At 64.5% G+C, this 16,317-nt stretch carries 18 protein-coding genes; 8 read left to right on the forward strand and 10 right to left on the reverse strand.

The annotated features are described in order from the left end of the window. Window positions 1-198 precede the first annotated feature (198 nt). From EZI54_RS03390 to EZI54_RS03400, 3 genes are read left to right on the forward strand one after another with little or no spacing between them, the layout of a single operon-like run. On the forward strand, window positions 199-1,176 hold the full coding sequence (locus EZI54_RS03390) for an HlyD family secretion protein (protein WP_207389134.1): 978 nt from the start codon (window positions 199-201) through the stop codon (window positions 1,174-1,176). Beyond that, window positions 1,166-2,098 (forward strand): ABC transporter ATP-binding protein, encoded by a 933-nt coding sequence (locus tag EZI54_RS03395; protein ID WP_207389135.1) that lies wholly within the window; start codon window positions 1,166-1,168, stop codon window positions 2,096-2,098. The genes EZI54_RS03390 and EZI54_RS03395 overlap by 11 nt, the downstream gene beginning before the upstream one ends. After that, window positions 2,095-3,210, forward strand: coding sequence for an ABC transporter permease (locus EZI54_RS03400; RefSeq protein WP_131479048.1), 1,116 nt, complete (start codon window positions 2,095-2,097; stop codon window positions 3,208-3,210). Before EZI54_RS03395 ends, EZI54_RS03400 begins: the two co-directional genes overlap by 4 nt. Before the next feature lie 7 nt (window positions 3,211-3,217). On the opposite strand, the gene choX is transcribed toward EZI54_RS03400, so the two are convergent. The 4 genes from choX to EZI54_RS03420 form a co-directional block, all read right to left on the reverse strand. After that, window positions 3,218-4,120, reverse strand: a complete 903-nt coding sequence (gene choX, locus EZI54_RS03405; RefSeq protein WP_131479050.1) for a choline ABC transporter substrate-binding protein — start codon at window positions 4,118-4,120, stop codon at window positions 3,218-3,220. Between the two features lie 88 nt (window positions 4,121-4,208). Beyond that, complete coding sequence (locus EZI54_RS03410) at window positions 4,209-5,210, reverse strand: Gfo/Idh/MocA family protein (protein ID WP_131479052.1); 1,002 nt, start codon at window positions 5,208-5,210, stop codon at window positions 4,209-4,211. Window positions 5,211-5,297: 87 nt separating this feature from the next. Beyond that, window positions 5,298-6,062, reverse strand: a complete 765-nt coding sequence (locus EZI54_RS03415; protein WP_131479054.1) for a molybdopterin-binding protein — start codon at window positions 6,060-6,062, stop codon at window positions 5,298-5,300. Further along, on the reverse strand, window positions 6,052-6,906 hold the full coding sequence (locus tag EZI54_RS03420; RefSeq protein ID WP_131479056.1) for a cytochrome b/b6 domain-containing protein: 855 nt from the start codon (window positions 6,904-6,906) through the stop codon (window positions 6,052-6,054). The genes EZI54_RS03415 and EZI54_RS03420 overlap by 11 nt, the downstream gene beginning before the upstream one ends. A 207-nt stretch (window positions 6,907-7,113) precedes the next feature. Between EZI54_RS03420 and EZI54_RS03425 the strand changes: the two genes are divergently transcribed. Genes EZI54_RS03425 through EZI54_RS03435 form a run of 3 tightly spaced genes read left to right on the forward strand, consistent with a single transcriptional unit; the run spans window position 7,114 to window position 10,275 of the window. Beyond that, complete coding sequence (locus tag EZI54_RS03425) at window positions 7,114-9,696, forward strand: intermembrane phospholipid transport YdbH family protein (protein ID WP_165495665.1); 2,583 nt, start codon at window positions 7,114-7,116, stop codon at window positions 9,694-9,696. Between the two features lie 2 nt (window positions 9,697-9,698). After that, window positions 9,699-9,902, forward strand: a complete 204-nt coding sequence (locus EZI54_RS03430; protein WP_131479060.1) for a YnbE family lipoprotein — start codon at window positions 9,699-9,701, stop codon at window positions 9,900-9,902. Between the two features lie 28 nt (window positions 9,903-9,930). Beyond that, complete coding sequence (locus EZI54_RS03435; protein WP_131479062.1) at window positions 9,931-10,275, forward strand: YdbL family probable chaperone protein; 345 nt, start codon at window positions 9,931-9,933, stop codon at window positions 10,273-10,275. A gap of 257 nt (window positions 10,276-10,532) precedes the next feature. On the opposite strand, the gene EZI54_RS03440 is transcribed toward EZI54_RS03435, so the two are convergent. Genes EZI54_RS03440 through EZI54_RS03450 form a run of 3 tightly spaced genes read right to left on the reverse strand, consistent with a single transcriptional unit; the run spans window position 10,533 to window position 12,965 of the window. Beyond that, window positions 10,533-11,198 carry an ABC transporter ATP-binding protein gene (locus tag EZI54_RS03440; RefSeq protein ID WP_131479064.1) on the reverse strand — a complete coding sequence of 222 codons (666 nt, stop codon included), beginning with the start codon at window positions 11,196-11,198 and terminating at the stop codon, window positions 10,533-10,535. Then, entirely contained in the window at window positions 11,191-11,985 is a 795-nt protein-coding gene (locus tag EZI54_RS03445) for an ABC transporter permease (RefSeq protein WP_131479065.1), read from the reverse strand. Before EZI54_RS03445 ends, EZI54_RS03440 begins: the two co-directional genes overlap by 8 nt. Window positions 11,986-11,996: 11 nt before the next feature. Next, window positions 11,997-12,965, reverse strand: a complete 969-nt coding sequence (locus tag EZI54_RS03450; protein ID WP_131479067.1) for an ABC transporter substrate-binding protein — start codon at window positions 12,963-12,965, stop codon at window positions 11,997-11,999. A 176-nt stretch (window positions 12,966-13,141) separates the two neighbouring features. On the opposite strand from EZI54_RS03450, the gene EZI54_RS03455 reads away from it, so the two are divergent. Continuing rightward, complete coding sequence (locus tag EZI54_RS03455) at window positions 13,142-13,723, forward strand: PQQ-dependent catabolism-associated CXXCW motif protein (protein WP_131479069.1); 582 nt, start codon at window positions 13,142-13,144, stop codon at window positions 13,721-13,723. 109 nt (window positions 13,724-13,832) lie between these two features. Next, complete coding sequence (locus EZI54_RS03460) at window positions 13,833-14,507, forward strand: response regulator (RefSeq protein WP_131479381.1); 675 nt, start codon at window positions 13,833-13,835, stop codon at window positions 14,505-14,507. A 213-nt stretch (window positions 14,508-14,720) separates the two neighbouring features. Here EZI54_RS03460 and EZI54_RS25030 read toward each other — a convergent pair whose 3' ends face one another. From EZI54_RS25030 to EZI54_RS03470, 3 genes are all read right to left on the reverse strand, one after another. Then, window positions 14,721-15,038 carry a response regulator transcription factor gene (locus EZI54_RS25030; RefSeq protein WP_242674335.1) on the reverse strand — a complete coding sequence of 106 codons (318 nt, stop codon included), beginning with the start codon at window positions 15,036-15,038 and terminating at the stop codon, window positions 14,721-14,723. After that, complete coding sequence (locus EZI54_RS03465) at window positions 14,930-15,367, reverse strand: response regulator (RefSeq protein ID WP_207389136.1); 438 nt, start codon at window positions 15,365-15,367, stop codon at window positions 14,930-14,932. The genes EZI54_RS25030 and EZI54_RS03465 overlap by 109 nt, the downstream gene beginning before the upstream one ends. Before the next feature lie 101 nt (window positions 15,368-15,468). Beyond that, window positions 15,469-16,182 carry a sensor histidine kinase gene (locus tag EZI54_RS03470; RefSeq protein WP_165495666.1) on the reverse strand — a complete coding sequence of 238 codons (714 nt, stop codon included), beginning with the start codon at window positions 16,180-16,182 and terminating at the stop codon, window positions 15,469-15,471. Between the last annotated feature and the right edge of the window lie 135 nt (window positions 16,183-16,317).

The raw sequence follows: 16,317 nt of genomic DNA on the forward strand, positions 1-16,317 counted from the left end.
CCCCGCGGGCCGGAGATTCATGGGGTCCCGCAATGGGGCCCCGTGAACGCCTTCGATCTTGATCCAGCGCAGTGCGCTGTTCCGGGCAGGCACTACACTGGCCCCGGATGCCCTGACCTGGCGTGCGTCTATACTCACCAGTAAGTCACGGAAGAGTCGCGGTTTTCCTCCAACCTGCAGAAGGACGCTGATGCCGCTATGGCTGCACTGAAATCTCTCCTGGTTGCCGGCCTTGCCCTGGGACTGCTCAGCAGTTGCGACACCGGGCCGGAACCGTTGCTGGGTACGGTGGAATGGGATCGCATCGTCGTTCTGGCGGAAGCGTCGGAACCCATCACCGAGATCGCGGTGGCCGAGGGACAGTCGGTCGTCAAGGGCGACCTGATCCTGCGTCAGGATGCCCGTCGTCTCCAGGCACAACTGGACGAAGCCCGCGCCACCCTGCAACAGCAGACCGCCCGGCTGGAGGAACTGCGCCATGGCGCCCGGCCGGAAACCATCGCCGCGGCCCGGGCGGACCTGGCCGGCGCCATCAGCCAGGCCCGCAACGCGGAGTTGGCCCTGCAACGAACCCAAACGCTCTACCAGCGCGGTACGGTGCCCAAGGCACAACTCGATGATCGTGAAAGCGCCCTGGACAGCGCCAACGCCGCCGTGGAATCCCGCCAGGCCCAGCTCAATGAACTGCTGCAGGGCACCCGGACCGAACAGCTGGACCAGGCCCGGGCGGCCATGCAGAGTGCGGATGCGAAAGTCCGTCAACTGACCGTCAGCCGCGAGCGACTGGACGTGCATGCACCCCGGAGCGGCCGTGTGGACAGCCTGCCCCATAAACTGGGCGACCAGCCCCGGGCGAGGGATCCGCTGGTGACGCTGCTCAGTGGCGACGCCCCTTATGTGCGGATCTTCGTCCCGGAAGCCCGCCGGACCGGCATCCAGGCCGGCGACCGTTTCCGGGTCAGGGTGGACGGCGTCGGCGAGGCGTTCGACGCCGTGGTCCGCAGTATCCGCAGCGATCCGGCCTTCACGCCCTACTATGCCCTGAGTGGTGATGACGCCAGCCGCCTGGTCTACCGGGCGGAACTGGTCCTGCAGGGAGAGCGGGCACAGTCGCTACCGGCCGGTGTGCCCGCCCAGGCCTGGCCCGCGTCAACGGAGCCACACAATGGCGACTGAACCAGCCGCCATCGTCACCCACGGACTGACCCGCCGCTTCGGCAGCCTGACCGCCGTGGACCATCTCGACCTGGAGGTTCCCCGCAGCCGCGTCTATGGTTTCCTCGGCCCCAATGGCTGTGGCAAGTCCACCACCATCCGCATGCTGTGCGGCCTGCTGCTGCCCACGGAAGGCGACATCCGGGTGCTGGACCTGGAGATTCCCAGGCAGGCGGAAACCCTCAAACGCCGCATCGGCTACATGACCCAGAGCTTTTCCCTGTACCGGGACCTCAGCGTGACCGAGAACCTGCAGTTCGTCGCCAACCTGTTCGGACTCGACCGCGCCCGGACCCGCCGGCGCCTGGACGAGCTGGTCCAGACCTATCGCCTGGAATCCCTGACAGCGCAGTTGGCCGGCACTCTCAGCGGCGGCCAGAAGCAGCGGCTGGCGCTGGCCGCCGCGGTGCTCAACGAGCCGGAGCTGCTGTTCCTGGACGAACCCACCAGTGCGGTCGACCCGCAATCACGGCGGGATTTCTGGGCGGAGCTGTTCAGGCTGACCGAGGCGGGCACCACCCTGCTCGTCTCCACCCACTACATGGACGAGGCCGAACGCTGCCACCAACTGGCCATCCTGCAGGAGGGACGGCTGATGCGGGAAGGCTCACCGGAGCAGCTCAAGGCGGATCTGGGTGCTCTGCCCCTGTTGGTGGAAACGGACCGCCCCCATGCAGCCGAACTGGCACTGGCCGATCTGCCCGGGGTCCTGTCCAGCGCCCAGATCGGCGCGACGCTGCGGGTGTTGGTTGACGCTGAAGATACGCGGGAGCCGGTGACCGATCGCCTGCGGACCCAGGGGATCGAGGCGCGCGTATCCACCACCGATCCCAACCTGGAGGATGTCTTCGTGGCCGCCACTCAGGGGGGCCACAGGACATGAACGGCTTCAGCCTGCGCCGCCTGCTGGCGGTGATCCGCAAGGAACTGCGCCAGTTGCGCCGGGACCGGCTGACCTACGCCATGATTGTCGGCATTCCACTGATGCAACTGCTGCTGTTCGGCTACGCCATCAACATGGACGTGCGCCACCTGCCCGCCGCCGTGGTGGACCAGGCCCGCTCCAGCGCCAGCCGGGAGCTGGCGGAGCAACTGCTGCAATCCCGGGTGTTCGAGTTTGACGAGGTGCTGGCGTCGCCGGCCGCCGCCGACCGGTTGCTGCAGCAGGGCACGATCAAGGCCGCCGCGATCATTCCGCCGGACCTGGAGGAACGGCTTCCGGACCCGGATCGCAAGGTGTTCCAACTGGTGGTGGACGGCTCGGACCAGGTGGTCCAGCAGGCCGCACGGCAAATTGGCCAGTTCCCGGTGCGCAGCCTGATGCGGGGCGATGCGTCGGCCAGCTCCGACGACGCTTCGGCGGTGGAGATCGTCAGCTACTACAACCCCCAGCGGGAAGCGCCGCTGAACACGGTACCGGGGCTGATCGGGGTGATCCTGACCATGACCATGGTGATGTTCACGGCCATCGCGCTGGTGCGGGAACGGGAACAGGGCAACCTGGAATTCCTGATCACCACGCCGCTGTCGTCGGCGGAACTGACCATTGGCAAGGTGCTGCCCTTTATCGGCATCGGGCTGGTGCAGACCACGCTGGTACTGATCCTCGGCGCCTGGGTGTTCCAGGTGCCGGTGCGCGGCAGCCTGCTTGAGCTCTATGCCGCCGCCCTGGTCTTCATCATCGCCAGCCTGGCCCTGGGCATCTTTATCTCGACGCTGGTCACTACCCAGTTCCAGGCCATGCAGGCGGCGATTTTCACCTTCCTGCCGCAGATACTGCTGTCCGGGTTTATCTTCCCGTTCGAAGGCATGCCCACGCCGGCGCAGTGGCTGGCCGAGGTCCTGCCGCTGACCCATTTCGTCCGCCTAGTGCGGGGCATCATGTTGCGCGGTGCCGGCCTGGTCGACCTGTGGCCGGAGCTCCTCGCGCTGGTGGTGTTCGCCACGCTGGCGATGCTGGTCGCCACCCTGCGGGTGCACAAGCGGTTGGACTGAGCGCCGTCTACAGCCCGAGATTCGACTTCACGGCCGCCAGTCCGGGTTGACCATCGACGGTGGTGACGCCGTCCAGCCAGCCGGCAAACACCTCAGGATGGGCTTTCAGGTAGGCACGCGCCGCGGTGTTGGCCTCTTCGCCGTCGTTGAGGATGGATCCCATGATCTGGCTTTCCATATCCAGCTTGAACTGCAGGTTGTCCAACAGGGTGCCGACGTTGCGGCACTCGTCGCTGTAGCCGTTGCGGGTCAGCGTGTAGATGGTGGCGCCGCCGTAGTTGGGACCGAAATAGTCGTCGCCGCCGGACAGGTACGCCAGGTCATGCTGCAGGTTCATCGGGTGCGGCTCCCAGGCCAGGAACACCACGAACCGGTCGCGCCGTTCGGCGCGGCTGACCTGGCTGAGCATGCCCTGTTCGCTGGATTCCACCAGGGTCCAGTCGCCCAGGCCGAAGTCGTCGTTGTCGATCATCTTCTGGATCAGGTTGTTGGCCGGCGCACCCGGTTCGATGCCGTAGATCTTGTGATCGAACTGGTCGGCGTGTTTGTCGAGATCGGCAAAGCTCGTCACACCCGCCTTTTCCTTGACGAACTCCGGCACCGCCAGGGTGAACTTGGCGCCTTTCAGGTTGGCCCGCAGGCGCTCGTAGCCGCCCTCGTACTGGTCGGCGAACTTCTGCTGGGCCGGCATCCAGTTGCCCAGGAACACGTCAATGTCGTTGTTCTGCATCGACTTGAAGCCGATCGGCACCGACAGCAGGTCGATGTGGGTGTCGTAGCCCAACCCTTCCAGTACCGTCGTGGTCAGGCGGATGTGGATATCGCCCTGAACTTCGGCGACGGCTACAGCACGGCGGCGCCCACCCGGCGGCTGTTCGGGGGAATCGGTGGTACCGGTCTGCAGCCACAGCCTGCCGGCCTGCTACGGCGACCTTACCCGGCATCGCCGAACCGCCGCTGCTGCAACTGGAAGCGGAGCGCCATCCTGACGCCACTCGCTAGAGAAAGGGATAGATCACGCCGGCATCCGACAGGATATGATCGATGACCCTGGCCGTCGTCAGCGTGTCCGCCCAGGGGATGCGGGCGTTTTGCAGGCGCCCGGCGCGGATGTCGGCCATGGCGGCTGCGATCTGGTACTCGAAACCATTGACCCGGCGGGGGCGGTCCGCGACTTCGGGCTCGCCGTCGTGGCGCGTCAGGGTGGCCCGGTCCGAGCCCCAGAAAGGCCCATCGATCACGATGCGGCCGGCGTCGCCCTCGATACTCATGATGTTGTCGCGCCGGGCGACAAAGCTGCTGGTGAAAACGCTCACGGCGTTGCCATAGCTCAGGAGGGCGGCGGTACGGATATCGACGCCGGTCTCCCCCTTCAGCACGGACGCCTGGACCTGATCCGGACCCCGACCGAAAAGATAGTTGGACAGGGAGATCGCATAAATCCCCATATCCAGGGTTACGCCGCCCGCCTGGTGGATATCCCAGTGCCTGCCGTTGGGTTTGAACGGCAGCCGGAAGCAGAAGTCGGATTGCACCGTATGGACCTCGCCCACAGCGTCCTGCCCGACCCAATCGAGCACCTGGTCCCAGACGGGCAGGAAACGCGACCACACCGCCTCCATCAGGAAAACGCCCCGACGCTCCGCCAGCTCGAACAGGGACGCCGCTCCGGCAGCGCTGACCGTCAGCGGCTTTTCACAGAGCACCGGCTTGCCCGCCTCCAGGCAGCGTCGTACGCAGTCGGCATGGAACCGGTGGGGATTGGCGATGTAGACGCCGTCGATGTCCGGTTCGGCGATCAGGCTGTCGTAGTCGGGGCAGACCCGGACCGAGTGCGCGTCCGTTGAATAGGTGCGTGCGAACGCGGCGCCCCGCACAGGATCGCGGCTGGCCACGGCGGTCAGCACGGCATCGTCGACACCGGTCAGGGCTTCGGCAAAGGTGCGGGCAATGCGGCCGGGCGCGATGATGCCCCAGCGGAAGCTCTCGGTTGCGGGCATGACGCTCCCCGGGATAAAAACCTGCGAATGGACGCGTTCCAGCTTGGCCCATGTTTCCGGCAGCGACAAGTCGTCGCCCGATCCAGATCAAATTCCCGCGTACCAGGCGTAGCCCCGGTCTTCCCAGAAGCCACCCTTGCCACCGGCGATGTGATCAAAGCTCTCGACCACCTCAATCGCCATCACGTACTTGGCCATCTTGTAGCCCAACTGGCGTTCCACCCGAAGCCGCAGTGGTGCGCCATTGGCAATCGGCAGCGGCTCGCCGTTGAGTTCGTAGGCCAGCAGCGTCTGCGGGTGATGGGCGTCTTCCATATCGATGCTTTCGTAATAGGGGCTGTGGCTGCGGCCGTAACGGTCGGCGCAGTGGAACACCAGGTAGCGCGCGTCCGGATGGGGGCGGGCCTGCTCCACCAGGGTGCTGAGCCGGGCGCCGGTCCACTGGCCGATGGCGCTCCAGCCTTCGACGCAGTCGTGGCGGGTGATCTGCGTACGTGACGGCAGCGCGCGGATGGCGGCCAGGTCGAGGGTCATGGGATTCTCCACCATTCCGCCCACCTTGAGCCGGTAATCGCGGAAGCCGTTGGCAGCCAGCATGCGGTATTCGACCGCATCGGGATCGGTGGTGCCGTTGGCGCGGAAGCTGGGCGAGATGTCCGCCGGCGTGTATTCCCGGGCCATGGCCTTGCGTGGCGTCACCGCGTGCTGGACGACGTCGCTGAGGGTTTCTCCCTGGGCCAGGGTGTCGCGGAACCAGGTTTTCTCCGACAGGTAGTCGCAACCGGTCAGGGTGGCCAGGCCGCCCCCGGCCAGCAGGGTCTTGAGGAAGCGGCGGCGCGTGTTATCCGTCATGGCGGGTCTCCCGGGTGGTTGCCGAATCGGTGGCTGGTTCGTCGCGGTAGCGGAAAAAGCCGGTGATCATCGAGCGCAACTGGTTGACCGGGCCGCTGACGATCACTTCGAACAGGTGGATGGCGACGAACAGGACGAGGCCGCCGGCCGCCAGGAAATGGATGCTGCGCGCTGACTGGCGCCCGCCGAAGAATTCCAGGACTGGTTCCAGCACCGTGTCCATCCGCGGAGACATGCACAGACCGGTCAGTACGATCAGTCCGCCCAGCCCGAAGATCACCGTCAGGTAAGCCAGTTTCTGCAGGATGTTGTAGCGGGTGGCAGCCTCGCCGGTGGGGTGGCGCAGTCGCAGGTGATCGAGCACGGACTGGCCGAAGCCGCGCCAGTCTTCGAGGGTGGGTATCAGGCGCCGCAGGTGACCGGCGAACAGCGCCCAGATCAGGAACAGGCTGGCGTTGATCACCAGGATCCAGGCGAAGAAGAAATGCCAACTGCGCCCCATGGCCAGCCAGCGGGAGCCGGGAATGGTCAGCCAGGACGGAAACGCCCGTCCTTCCAGTTCGCCGTTACGCCCGGGCGATGCACCCAGCACACCGGTGGTGTCCGCCTGCCAGCCGTAGACTTGCGTCCGGCCGGAATAACCATCGTCCCGGGACCAGTGGTAGTCGATCGACAGCCAGGGCGCCTCAAAGTTGGAGGCACTGCCCCAGTACAGGTGCGGATGGGCGTTGAAGATCTGCAGACCGCTGAGGAGCAGGATAAACAGGCACAGTGCATTGACCCAGTGCCCGATGCGAACGGGTAAGGGATGGCGATAGACGGTTCTCAGCCGGGCTCGGGCCATGGCGGGGCACTCCGTTATGGTTGGCCTCCAGCGTAGGCTGGCCGCAGCCTGATTGCATGACAGCGCCATCACCAATTCATCACCAAAGTATCACGCGCTCCCTGCTGCCCACTGAAGACCTGTATAGTCGTGCCAGGACATCATTGATCGATGGCCGGCCGGAAGCGGCTTCCGACAGGCCATGAGCAAAGGGAGTCAGGAGACGTCATGACCCGGCGAGGTATCGTATTCGGGCTGGTGATTGCCATCATTGTCCTGCTGTTGGCTGGCGGCCTCTGGATCCGCCAGTGGTGGCAGGCGACCCGCGAGGCGCAGGGCATCGAGCAGTTGGACTGGCGGGGACTGGATGTCGGCCTGTCCCACCTCGGTGCGACAGGGTTCCGGTTGCAACTCGACCGGTCCGGCCGTCGGTGGACGATCAGCGGCGATGACCTGACGCTGGACTGGCGCTGGGACGGTCTCATCCCGCGCCCGGTGACGCTCCACCTCGGGGACCTGCAGGTTTCGCTGGTGGCCTCTGGCTCTGGGCCGGCAAGAAGCTATGACGACGGCTCACCTCCCTCCCAGCTACCGTCGTGGCTGCCCCATCGCGTCCGCATCGACCATTTCGACGCCTCCCTGCCCTGCCGGACGGGGCAGTGTGCACTGAATGGTTCCGCCACGCTGGACCGCAGTGACACCGGATACCCGGTCGCGCTGGACCTGCAACTGACACAGGCCTCGCATCGCATTGACCTCAAGGCAACGCTGGACGGCCAGCCGTCGCAACGGCTTATCGCCAGTGCCCAACTGGCCATTGACGATCAACCTACCCTGACGGCGGAAACCGACTACCGTGCCGACCCAACCCGCCACTGGACCGGCACCGCCCGGATACCGGACTGGCCACAGGCCCCCTGGCTCGTGGACTGGTTGCAGCAATGGACGCCGGTCCCTGACGACACCCTGCCCAGCCAGCCGGCAGCTGCACAGCTCGACGCCCGCTGGACCCTGGACTGGCCCGGCGGCAAGCCGCTGCTGGAGTCGGCGTCCGGCTCGGTCGCCCTGCAGGGTGAACTGCCCCAACCCTGGCCGGTGCCGGGTATCGGTACGGTGTCCGGTGAGCTGGCGGTCGACCTGACGGCCTCGCACGGGCAATGGCAGGCGCGCGCACTGCAGTCCAACCTGACCCTGACCGAGCCGGCGGCCTGGGCCGACGCCCTTCCCGCACTCATCCGGCCGGACACCGTGACCCTGAAAACGCAGCCGCCTGAACACGGCGACAAGATTCCGCCAGGCACCCTGCCCATGGCCGTTACCCTGACCGGCAAGGGACGCAGCCAGTGGACCCTGGACGGCTCGGTCACCCTGGCGCTGTCGCCGCCCTGGTCGATGGATTTCAAGCAGACCCATGTGACCGGCCGCCTGCCGACAACCCAACTGGGCGGCTGGCGGCTGGCGTCGCCACGGCTGGACCTGACGCTGTCCGGCCATGCGGACGCCACCGCCCTTTCTCTGAAAACCGGCCCGTCTGCGTTCGTCACCCTGGCCGGGCTGACCGCTCCGGAGGACCTCAATCTCGGTCTGGATACCGTCCGTGGCGACCTTCCGTCGATGACGCTGGACGCACACTACCGCACGGACAAACCGGCACTCGACAGCCTGCAGCTCAAGGGGCCGGTGTGGCTGTCCGCCGGGCAGATCACGCACCCGCAATTAAAACCCCAGTCCTGGCGTTTCAAGGGGTCGCTGACGAGTACGCTGAAACAGCTCAGCCTGGACGGCCAGCTCACCGCCCATTCCGGAGCCGATGCGCAGGTGGGGTTGAAGGTGCCGTTCGGTGGCGAACTCGACGCCCACATCACCAGCCACCTGCAGGCGCCGGAGGACAGCAAAGCCTGGGCCGCCACCTGGACGGGTTGGCCAAAGCTGCTGGATGTGACGGCCGGAACCGTGGACATCGATACCCAACTAAGCCGACCCGCGTCCGGCCCCCTGCAACTGGACGGCCACGCCGATCTCCGGAACCTGGATGGTACCTTCAACCGGACTGGCTGGACCGGGATGACGGGTGGCCTTTCGGTGGCCATCAAGAACGGGCAGCTCACCGCCCAGATGCCGGACCTGTCGATCCAGACGGTCAATCCCGGCGTGCCCATCGGGCCCGTCCAGCTCGCGGCCAACTACGCCACCGCCCAGGACCAGCCCCTGGGCGGCCAGTTGACCCTGCAGAAGGCCCGGGCCGACCTGGTGGGCGGCCAGGTCCACGTCGAACCGCAACAATGGAACCTGTCCCGACTGCCGATCCGGGTACCGTTGATCGTCGAGAAACTGGACCTGAAACGGATCATGGAACTCTACCCCAGCGAGGACCTGGCCGGCACCGGTCAGCTTAGCGGCACCCTACCGGTTCGCATCGGTCGGGACGGCATTGCGGTGGAAGACGGGGACCTGCAGGCGCTCTCGCCCGGCGGTCGCCTGGAGCTGCCGGGCAGCCGGCTCCAGGCTCTGGCAGGTGACAATATGGCAATGGGCATTGTCGCCGAGGCTATGAAAAACTTTCACTATTCGGTGCTCGACAGCACCATAGACTATGCTCGTGACGGCACCCTGAAGTTGGGCCTGCATATCGAGGGCCGGAATCCGGATGTGCACAACGGCCAGCCAGTGGTCCTTAACGTGAACCTGGAAGAGGACATCCCGGCGCTGCTCACCAGCCTGCAGTTGAGCGGCCGGGTGAACGAAACGGTGACCGAGCGGGTCAAAAAGCTGATCGAGCAACGCCAGAACGACAACACGAAGGAGCAGTAACCATGACGATAACCGGAACCCGGGGCCGGGCGGCGCTATCCGCGGTGGTACTGGGGCTGATGGCGGCGGCCTGCACGCCGACGGTGAAGATGGAGGCCCCCAAGGAGCCCATCACCGTCAACCTGAACGTGAAGATCCAGCACGAGATCTACGTCAAGGTGGACAAGGACGTGGAAGCACTGTTTGAAGACGAAGGCCTGTTCTGATCGTCATCGCACTGGAGGAGAACCTGACATGACCGTATCCGCACGCATCGGCGCCCTGTTGATCGCGCTCTGCCTCAGCCTGCCGGCCCTGGCGATGGACCTGGACACTGCCAAGGGCAAGCTGGAAGCCGCCAAGACCCAGGGTCTGGTGGGCGAAACCCCAACCGGCTACCTGGAAGTGGTGAAACCCCAGGGCGACGCCGCCGCCATCGTCGAGGCCATCAACGCCGCCCGCCGCGACGAGTACACCCGCATCGCCGAGAAGCACGGCATCGCCGTCACCAAGGTGGAATCCGTCGCCGGCCAGAAAGCCATCGAGAAGACACCGTCCGGGCAGTACATCAAGCAGGATGGGAAGTGGGTCAAGAAGTAGGCCAAGAAGATGGGGGCAGCCCTGCTGGGCTATTCCGGAACAATGACGAGCGTAACGTGTTTAAAGCCTCTCTCCCCGGGAGGGAGAGAGGGGGACGAGGCGCAAGCCTCGCTGAGAGTCATAGCCGACATGGAATGACGCCCCCTCTCCCCGGCCCTCTCCCTCGAGGGGAGAGGGAGTGTACGACGCAACTTTTGGAATACTGGGGCTTTTGCAACACCCTCTTTAGCTTCCGAGGCGCCAACAGGCGCCCGCCTTCAGGCCAACACCACCCCTCTCAGGCGATCCAACAGTATTCCTACCTCATCCACTCCATTGATCCGCTCATCCCACCGCAACGTCGCCGGCGCCCCATCCAGATACCACAATCGATTGGCCAAGGCCGCCGCATCCGCCGGATCGTGCGTCACGCAGATCATCGCCCTGTCCGGCCGGCTCGCCAGCAGCGCGCGGATCAGTTCCCGCAGTTCCCCCGCACGGTCCGCATCCAGCGAGGCAAACGGCTCGTCCATCAGCAACAGGTCCGGCTCGATCGCCAGGCACCGGGCCAGCGCCGCCCGTCGGGCCATGCCCAGGGACAGCTGATCCGGCAGCGACTCGGCATGATCCGCCAGCCCCACATCCGCCAGCAAACGGTCGACAGTCTCGTCCGAAGCGCCCACCAGCCGGATATTCTGCCTCACCGTCCGCCACGGCAGCAGGCGATGCTCCTGGAACAGGTAGGCCAGCCGGATCCGGTCCCGACCGATAACAGCACCTGCCGGAAGCCACGGTACCAGACCGGCGATGGCATTGAGCAGCGTGGTCTTGCCAATCCCCGAGGGCCCCAGCAGGCAGATGTGATCGCCTGGCGCCACCGATGCGCCAATGCCTTCCACCACCGTCCGGTCATAGGCCAGACGCTCGATCCGCAGTTCAAGCATGCGCACCTCCAGTATGGCGCCAGGCCGAGGCACGACGCTCCAGGGGCTGTAACAGGACGATCTCAACCAGCTGGACCACCGCAATGAAAACCAGGCTGTAGGCCAGTATCGTCGCCACATCGAACACCTGAAACGCCATATGCAGCTTGAAGCCAATGCCATCGGAGCGGCCCAGCAGCTCCACCACCAGCACGATCTTCCAGATCAGCGCCAGGCCACCACGGGTCGCGGCCATCAGGTAGGGGAACAGTTGCGGCAGCCAGATGTGCCGCGCCCGCTGGCTGAAGGTAAAGCCATACACATTGGCCATCTGCTCCAGTCGGCCATCCAGGCTGCGGGCGCCTTCGCGAAGGGTCACCGTGACGTTGGGTACCTTGTTGATCACCACCGCCAGGACGGCGGCGGTCTCCACCAGCCCGAACCAGACGTACAGCAGGATAATAGTGACCAGCGCCGGCAGGTTGAGGAAGAACACCAATAACGGGTCGAGCATCGCGTTGGCGGTGCTATGCCGCCCCATGAATACCCCCAGGGCAGTGCCCAGTGCCATGGCCAGCACGAAGCTGATCGCCACCCGCCGCAGGGTCACGCCCAGGTGATGAACCAGTTCGCCGGAGGCGGCTTCCCGCCAGGCTGCCTGCCCCACATCCACCGGAGTGGGCAGCAGGGGCGTCGCCAGACCGTGGGCCAGCAGCGCCCAGACCGCCAGCAGCACCGGCAGCGCGATCCAGCGGGCCCAGGACCGGACCGGTGGGGAGGAAGCCGGGGTGGCGATACTGCGGGACATGGTCAACTCGCTCAGGAGGGCGGTGCGTAGAACAGGCGGGCCGGCATCAGCGCCGCCTCCCCCGTCCCCAGCAGCGTCAGCAACCGCCGCAGGTCATTCACCCGGGCGCCGGTCAAGGGCGCGGGCGTCCCATTCAGGAAGCCGTCCCGTAACAGGGCGAAGGTGGCGTCATCATCCACCCGCATCATGGGGCGCAGGGGCTGCCAGACGTCCGGTCCAGCCGCCAGGTGGCGCTGGGTCTGCTCCAGGGCCTTCGCGAACCCCGCCAGGCGGTCGGGATGGGCCTGCGCCCAGTCGTCACGGAAGACGTAGCCCAGTACCGGCAGGTCGGCATCCAGGTCCAGGGCGGTCAGCAGGTCGCGCATGGCGAAGGCACTGCGGAACCGGCCATCGGCCCGCAGGCGCGCCGCAAAATGCCAGTAGGTCACCACGGCGTCCAGTTGACCCCGGCGCAGGGCTTCGCTCAACAGGGGCGGCGCCGCGTACTGGATTCGCGCGGAGCCGGCCAGGTCCAGCCCCTGCCGCTCAGCGACGGCATTGAGCAGCATCCAGCCCTTGCTGTCGGGCCCGCCGGCGACACCCAGGCGCAACCCGGCCAGGTCGGCGACCGACTGCACTGAGGAATTCGCCGGTACCACGATGTCGCCGATGGATGAGGAGAACGGGAGGTAGCGATAGTCCAACCCGCGTTCGTGCTGGGCCTGCACCCAGACCAGGTCCGCCACCGCCGAGTCGGCGGAGCCGCTGGAGACGGCCAGGTGCGAGCCGGCCAGGTTGGCGACGGGCTGGACCTGCAACTCAAAGCCGTTGGCCCGGTCCAGCCCCGCCTCCCGCATGGCCGCCAGCTCCCAGTGCGCCGTACCGAACTGCAGCACGCTGACCCGCAACGTGGGCTGTGCCGCCGCAGCGGTTGAAAGCAGCCAGCCGGTCATCAGCAGGGCCAGTTGCAGCAGGGGTCTGGAATGAGGTCTCGGGTTCATGCTTCCACGATACGAACCCCGCCACGGCGCCAGAATAGTACTTTAGTGCCCGTTTTTTGGTGCGATGGTCTTATTCAAGCGACCCGCCTTATGGCGTGTAATGGGACCAAACAATAGAGGACAGCTGGCCCGGCGATCGGGCATCAGCGCGTCATGAATAAACAAGAGGTCTGGCCATGTTCAGAATACTGCTGAACCTGGCGTTGCTGGTCTGCCTGGCCGCTCCGGCCCGGGCTGAATCCATACCAGATACCGCCAGCGAGGCTCTCGCCGACAACCCGGCGCTGTTTTCGGGCGACGGCTTTCGCCAGGATCGATACCGCAGCCCCACGCCCGCCAAGGCACCCGGCGCAACCACCATCGATACGTCCCGATTGCAGGCCATGCTGGCCGAGCAGCCGGATCTGGTCCTGATCGACGTCATCAACGCCGAATACCGGCACGAGCGCTTCCTGCAGGACGAACCCCATCACACCATTCCCCAGGCCCACTGGCTGCCGAACACCGGCATGGGCCGGATTGACCCCGCCTGGGAACGTTACCTGCTGGACAACCTGGCGCGACTGACTGGCGATCGTCCGGACCAGCCCGTCGTCGTGTTCTGCAAATCCGACTGCTGGCTGTCCTGGAATGCGGTCAAGCGCATCACCGAAGCGGGCTACCGTCACGTCTACTGGTACAAGGATGGTATCGACAGCTGGATGGGCGCCGGACTGCCAACCCGGGTCGCCGATCCGGTCAACCCCACGCATTCTTGAGGACAGGGCTATGACTTCTCCACTTGCCTTCGACGATACCCTGGACGATAACTTGGGCTATGCTATGCCTGACAAACCCGAGACTGACGAGAACCGAGCACCCGACTGCATGGAACCTGCCTACAAGATTCTGATCGCCGACGACCATCCGTTGTTTCGCGAAGCCATCACCAGCGTGATCGAAGCCGGGTTTGGCGGCAGCGAAGTGGTGGAGACAGACGACCTGGATACCGCCCTGGAACTCACCCGGGAGCAGGACGATTTCGACCTGATCCTGCTGGACCTCAACATGCCGGGGATGAACGGCCTCAACGGGCTGATTGCCCTGCGCAACGAGGCACCGACGATTCCGGTGGTGATCGTCTCCGCCGAGGAGGACAAGCAGGTGGTGCTGCAGGCGATCACGTACGGCGCGGTGGGTTTCATCACCAAATCCTCGCCCCGAGCACAGATGACCCAGGCCATCGAACAGATCCTCGCCGGCAATGTATACCTGCCTTCGGACATCATCCGCACCGGCAAGGAAAGCACCCGGCGCCATCGCCACGACGAGAACAACATCTCACCGGAGCTGCTCAACTCCCTGACCCGCCGCCAGCTGCTGGTGCTGGAGCGGATGTCCAAGGGCGAGTCGAACAAGCAGATTGCCTACAACCTCAACATCGCCGAAACCACGGTGAAGGCCCACGTGTCCGCCATCCTGCGCAAGCTGGGGGTGCATAACCGGGTGCAGGCGATCCTGTCGGCGAGTGATATTGATTTCAATCAGTACCTGAAGCGTTGACAGTTTCTCCACCGCGTCCGCTCCAGCACTTGGTGGATGTAGACCGATAGCTCCGACTGACTGGTTTTGGCGGTTTCGACCAATGAAGAGCAGTTGGTGTCAGCCTTTGCGCCTTGTCATAGAGCACGAAGCTGTTGTCCTCCCACATCAGGCCGTTGATCTTGTTCCGCTGCCGATTGGAGCGGACTAATCCTCGTCTTCATCATCCGGTTGTCAAGTCTGGGGCTCATATTCGATCACGCGGTGCCTCATGGCATAGGCAATCAGCTCAGCGTTATTGTTGATGCCGGATTTTCTCATTAGACGGGCTTTATGGGTGCTGACGGTCTTGTTGCTGATCGCCAACTGATCGGCGATCTCATTCAGGGTCTGGCCCTTTGCCAGCAGATGAAGAATTTGGCGTTCCCGATGTGTCAGGTTATTCAGCGAAGCGCTGTCTCCCGTGGTCTCAAGATCGAAGGCGATGCGTTCGGCAATCTCCGGGCTGATGGCACGCCCCCGGCTGCCAGTTTTCGGATGGAGGCCAATAATATGTGGGGCTCGCAATCCTTGGTCAGGTAACCGCTTGCCCCGGCTTTCAATTTGCGCTTTGCGATTTGCGTCTCGTTGAACATGGTCAGGATCAGGATGGGCAGGTCAGGATATCGATCGCGTATTCGGGCCACCAAGCCTTCCCCGCTCAAACCGGGCATGGAAATGTCGAGCATAGCCACATCGAAGGTTTCCCGTCTCAGTACCTCGAGAACCTCCCCGCCGTTCGATGCCTCGGCCTTCACCCGGATGTCATCGGTACCTTCGAGCAGTCGCTTCAAACATTCACGTACCAGGGTATGGTCGTCTGCGATCAACCCTTCGATCATCAAGCTGTCCTTTGCTGGTGGACCGGTATGGTAATTTCAAGTGTCGTACCACGGCCGGGCGCACTGTCCATCTTCATCTGGCCGTTGAGTGACAGCACCCTCTATTGCATGCCGATCAATCCAAATGACTGGTGGTTGTTAATGGCTTCCGGGTCGAAGCCGCTGCCATTGTCCCGAATGGTAAGATGATAGTAACCGGTTACATGGTGGCACAAACGAATCCAGACCTGATCCGCTCCGGAATGCCGCCCGACATTGGACAGGGATTCCTGGACCAGCCGGAACACCACGGTGGCCCGTTCTTCATCCAATTGAATGCCTTCCTGCAGGGTCAACTTGCAACGGATACCGCTATGACGGGTGAACTCCTGGGTGAGCCATTCCAGGGCGGATGCGATGCCGGCATTGAGCACGGCCGGTCTCAGGGAAGTTGCAATATTGCGAACTGTTTGGATGGTCCTGTCCACCAAGCGGGTCATGTCGTTCAGCTTCTCCCGTAGCGGGCTATCTTCCCCTGGCAGTTGAGAGCAAGTCAGGCTCAGGTTCAGGCGCAACGTGGTCAGTAGCTGTCCCAGTTCCTCGTGGATTTCATGGGCGATATGTTTACGCTCCGCTTCCAGTTCGGCTTCCCGTCGGGCGCCCAATTCCCGCAGCAGGCTTCGTGACTCACGCAGTTCATGGTCGATCTGCTTTTGGCGGGTAATGTCCTGCCCTAGCGACAGGACGCTCGTCAAATCGCCCTGCTCGTTCTTCTCCGGTACGAACATAATACGGTGCCACTCCTGGGGATTCGAGAAATAAATTTCGAGTTCCACCAGACATCCAAGGTCCACCGACTTCTCGAGTGCGGCCCGTAGCTGCGTGTGCTCAGCGTCTGTGATCCAGGGCGAGGCCGGGGTATTGATGTCGACGCCGTCGTTGAACCCGGGCCCCATCCAGGCCCGAAGCGC

Origin of the sequence: Marinobacter halodurans (genome assembly GCF_004327985.1) — a bacterium.
Lineage (GTDB): Bacteria > Pseudomonadota > Gammaproteobacteria > Pseudomonadales > Oleiphilaceae > Marinobacter_A > Marinobacter_A halodurans.

Coding starts and splice junctions, on each gene's coding strand:
- EZI54_RS03455 (WP_131479069.1), top strand. CDS start 13,142: ATGTTCAGAATACTGCTGAACCTGGCGTTGCTGGTCTGCCTGGCCGCT.
- EZI54_RS03460 (WP_131479381.1), top strand. CDS start 13,833: ATGGAACCTGCCTACAAGATTCTGATCGCCGACGACCATCCGTTGTTT.
- EZI54_RS03440 (WP_131479064.1), bottom strand. CDS start 11,198: ATGCTTGAACTGCGGATCGAGCGTCTGGCCTATGACCGGACGGTGGTG.
- EZI54_RS03410 (WP_131479052.1), bottom strand. CDS start 5,210: ATGCCCGCAACCGAGAGCTTCCGCTGGGGCATCATCGCGCCCGGCCGC.
- EZI54_RS03415 (WP_131479054.1), bottom strand. CDS start 6,062: ATGACGGATAACACGCGCCGCCGCTTCCTCAAGACCCTGCTGGCCGGG.
- EZI54_RS03465 (WP_207389136.1), bottom strand. CDS start 15,367: ATGATCGAAGGGTTGATCGCAGACGACCATACCCTGGTACGTGAATGT.
- EZI54_RS03445 (WP_131479065.1), bottom strand. CDS start 11,985: ATGTCCCGCAGTATCGCCACCCCGGCTTCCTCCCCACCGGTCCGGTCC.
- EZI54_RS03450 (WP_131479067.1), bottom strand. CDS start 12,965: ATGAACCCGAGACCTCATTCCAGACCCCTGCTGCAACTGGCCCTGCTG.
- EZI54_RS03395 (WP_207389135.1), top strand. CDS start 1,166: ATGGCGACTGAACCAGCCGCCATCGTCACCCACGGACTGACCCGCCGC.
- EZI54_RS03435 (WP_131479062.1), top strand. CDS start 9,931: ATGACCGTATCCGCACGCATCGGCGCCCTGTTGATCGCGCTCTGCCTC.
- EZI54_RS03425 (WP_165495665.1), top strand. CDS start 7,114: ATGACCCGGCGAGGTATCGTATTCGGGCTGGTGATTGCCATCATTGTC.
- EZI54_RS03420 (WP_131479056.1), bottom strand. CDS start 6,906: ATGGCCCGAGCCCGGCTGAGAACCGTCTATCGCCATCCCTTACCCGTT.
- EZI54_RS03430 (WP_131479060.1), top strand. CDS start 9,699: ATGACGATAACCGGAACCCGGGGCCGGGCGGCGCTATCCGCGGTGGTA.
- EZI54_RS03400 (WP_131479048.1), top strand. CDS start 2,095: ATGAACGGCTTCAGCCTGCGCCGCCTGCTGGCGGTGATCCGCAAGGAA.
- EZI54_RS03390 (WP_207389134.1), top strand. CDS start 199: ATGGCTGCACTGAAATCTCTCCTGGTTGCCGGCCTTGCCCTGGGACTG.